Genomic DNA, 2,646 nt, shown 5'->3' on the forward strand with positions numbered 1-2,646 from the left:
AAGTAACCTAACTTTTTCTCATAGTTACCCGCAGAGAAACTGAGGCGAAAACTTACTCTTACTGCCAAAATTGGAGTATCCAGCCTGATAGTGTCAGGCAGCATTTTTATGCGAGCTAACGAGGGAGCATGGCTATCAACTTAACCTAGCTGCGTTCATCACATCCAATTGAATCCAAAAATTTATGGCGATATGCTAGTTACTGGCCAGTCTCTATAATTGGCCTATGCAAAGAAGGTGATAGCAATGTACCGATAGAGGCAATAACGATAGTTCCGATACCAAAACACTGAACAAGGGTTAGCTGTTCACCCAGTATTAAAAAGCTAACAATTGTTCCAATCAGTGGCTCCCCACTCGTCAACACACCGTATGTGTTCGTAGGTAATCTACGTAATGCAAACATTTCCAGCATTAAAGGAATCGCACTCGACAGTAATGCAATAGCAACGACCCATAGAACTACCTCTATATCCAAAGAAACGTATGCAGCGGTGATATCTCCGAAAGGGATTACAAGCAATGAAGCAAAGATCAAACCTAATGCAGGCGTTTTGCTTCCATAATGTTTTCCCGCTTTCTTACCCACAAGGATGTAAATTCCCCAGAAAAATGCGGCAACTAATGCATAAAGTAACCCCACCACATCTAAGTCACTCAATTGTGATGACGACGGTAATAAAAAATAGATACCAATTGCAGCTAATAGTACCCATATGTAATCCGAGCGATTCTGAGAATAAATGGCAGCAACGCATAAGGGGCCTATAAGTTCGATGGCAAGCGCCACGCCAACGGGTACCGTTTTTATGGCTAGATAGAAAAAAAGGTTCATTCCCGCTACCGCAGCGCCATAAGCAAGCACTATGAGGAAACCATTTCTCACGAAGCGAAGCTTCCAAACTTTAAGTCCAAAAAACAAGATTATCGCGGAGAAGATAAGACGAAGAACAGTTACATTCTCTGGGGTTAGAGTTGAGAACATGGATTTAGCAATGGAAGCCCCTGCTGTAATTGAGATCATGGAGACAAAAACAGCAATGGTCGCTGTAACAGTTTTGGGCGTATCTGATTGAATGCGCATAGGTCTATCTCTACAAAGTAAAAATGGTTGAGATAAAATTTATCAACATTGGTTGTTAGAAAAGGTTAATATCTATATTTAATCGATAATATTTATCAAATAAATTGCATGAGAGGGCTTGATAATATGGATGCATTAGATATGAAAATTCTAGAGCAACTACAGATTGACTCAAAGGCCCCAATGAGCTCGATAGCAGAGAAAGTCGGCCTCTCAGAGCCCGCTTGTTACCGTAGGGTGAGGCATTTAAGAAACAGCGGTGTGATTGAGCGTGAAGTGGCTATAGTCAATCCTAAAAATATGGGGTGGCCATTGAGTATGTTAGTAATGGTCACGTTCGAGAGAGATCACAATTCTATTGTCAATAAATTTTTGGCAAGAGTTAACAAGGAACCAGAAGTGGTGAATTCTTGGGTTGTCACTGGTGATCACGATGTTGTTTTACAGGTGCTATCTACCGACACGGATGCATTCGATGAGTTCACAAACCGGGTTTTACACAAAGATGACAGTGTGAAATATTTTAGAACCTCGGTTGTTCTAAAACACTCAAAAACACATGGTGCGGTTCCGCCTTCTATATGACTTTATCTGTGTTGCATATTCTGCGTGTTTTCACTGCATAAAGTGAACCTGATATAGTAGTTCGAGGATACGCGATTATGCCCAATTCCTTCCAAACCAGGCACTTTGCTCAACTGTGTCTGGTTGCGTTTTGGGATATCTAAGACCTTAACGAAACTAGTTTTTACGCAAACGCTTAGTCAATAACTTGCTGGTGAACGCTTACCACTAAACTACAAGCACTCAATTTAATGTGGACGAATGGCTGGTCTCTGACGCACACTAGTGCCGTCTTAAATCTCTCAACCCCTGGGATACTTTACGTCTGGCTCTGGTTATCTTGTGAAACGCCTGAGGGAAAGGAGCGTCTACCTAATGACCATCGTGGTACTTTGAACTGTTTAATTTTAGAGGCCTCTGGCCTCTTTTTTTTTTATCTGAACATCACCTTTCAACTGAAGCAGATAACTCTGATATGATCGCTACCGAATTGGGCTGCGTACTAGACTTAGTGCTCGCTTTAAAATGTGGAATCTATGATGATGTTAACTCTGTTTTATGATGGAACCTGTCCTTTATGCGCCAAGGAGATGGCTTCTCTTACTAAGCATGACTCTAAAGGTGTGATAGAGTGCGTAGATATTTACAGTAAAAGATTTGAGCAGTATTCACAAATTGACCCCAAACGAGCCAACACAATTTTACACGCTTTGGACGAGAATGGTCAGCTACTCTTAGGGCTTGATGCCGCTCAACGAGCTTGGCAATTGGTTGGCAAGGGTCGACTCTATTCAACATTACGGCTTCCCCTTATCAAACCAGTCGCAGATTGGTGCTATCTAATCTTTGCCCGCAACCGATATCGCATCTCATACTTGCTAACTGGACAGGCTCGATGTGGATGCTCCAAACGATAGTTCTGTATTGGCTTACAAATCACGATGAAAATGTTACAGCTCAGAAGAATACTACCACTGGAAAATAAAACCTGTCGGTAC

At 41.8% G+C, this 2,646-nt stretch carries 3 protein-coding genes and 1 pseudogene; 3 read left to right on the forward strand and 1 reads right to left on the reverse strand.

Features of this window, described 5'->3' with window-relative positions:
* Window positions 1-199: 199 nt before the first annotated feature.
* Window positions 200-1,084 (reverse strand): EamA family transporter, encoded by an 885-nt coding sequence (locus tag AC6R03_RS06450; protein WP_500632308.1) that lies wholly within the window; start codon window positions 1,082-1,084, stop codon window positions 200-202.
* Between the two features lie 126 nt (window positions 1,085-1,210).
* Between AC6R03_RS06450 and AC6R03_RS06455 the strand changes: the two genes are divergently transcribed.
* The 3 genes and pseudogenes from AC6R03_RS06455 to AC6R03_RS06465 all read left to right on the forward strand — a co-directional run bounded on the left by AC6R03_RS06455 (window position 1,211) and on the right by AC6R03_RS06465 (window position 2,565).
* Window positions 1,211-1,669, forward strand: coding sequence for an Lrp/AsnC family transcriptional regulator (locus AC6R03_RS06455; protein ID WP_500632307.1), 459 nt, complete (start codon window positions 1,211-1,213; stop codon window positions 1,667-1,669).
* Window positions 1,670-1,866: 197 nt separating this feature from the next.
* A pseudogene (locus AC6R03_RS06460) lies at window positions 1,867-1,980 on the forward strand (helix-turn-helix domain-containing protein); the annotation flags it as partial.
* Between the two features lie 204 nt (window positions 1,981-2,184).
* Window positions 2,185-2,565 carry a thiol-disulfide oxidoreductase DCC family protein gene (locus tag AC6R03_RS06465; protein WP_500632306.1) on the forward strand — a complete coding sequence of 127 codons (381 nt, stop codon included), beginning with the start codon at window positions 2,185-2,187 and terminating at the stop codon, window positions 2,563-2,565.
* The last annotated feature ends 81 nt before the right edge of the window (window positions 2,566-2,646 follow it).

The sequence above is a fragment of the Vibrio sp. R10-SG-ISO4 genome, from assembly GCF_059834135.1.

Bases quoted from the DNA above. Each gene is read 5' to 3' on its own strand.
- AC6R03_RS06450 (WP_500632308.1), bottom strand. From the start codon at position 1,084: ATGCGCATTCAATCAGATACGCCCAAAACTGTTACAGCGACCATTGCT.
- AC6R03_RS06455 (WP_500632307.1), top strand. From the start codon at position 1,211: ATGGATGCATTAGATATGAAAATTCTAGAGCAACTACAGATTGACTCA.
- AC6R03_RS06465 (WP_500632306.1), top strand. From the start codon at position 2,185: ATGATGATGTTAACTCTGTTTTATGATGGAACCTGTCCTTTATGCGCC.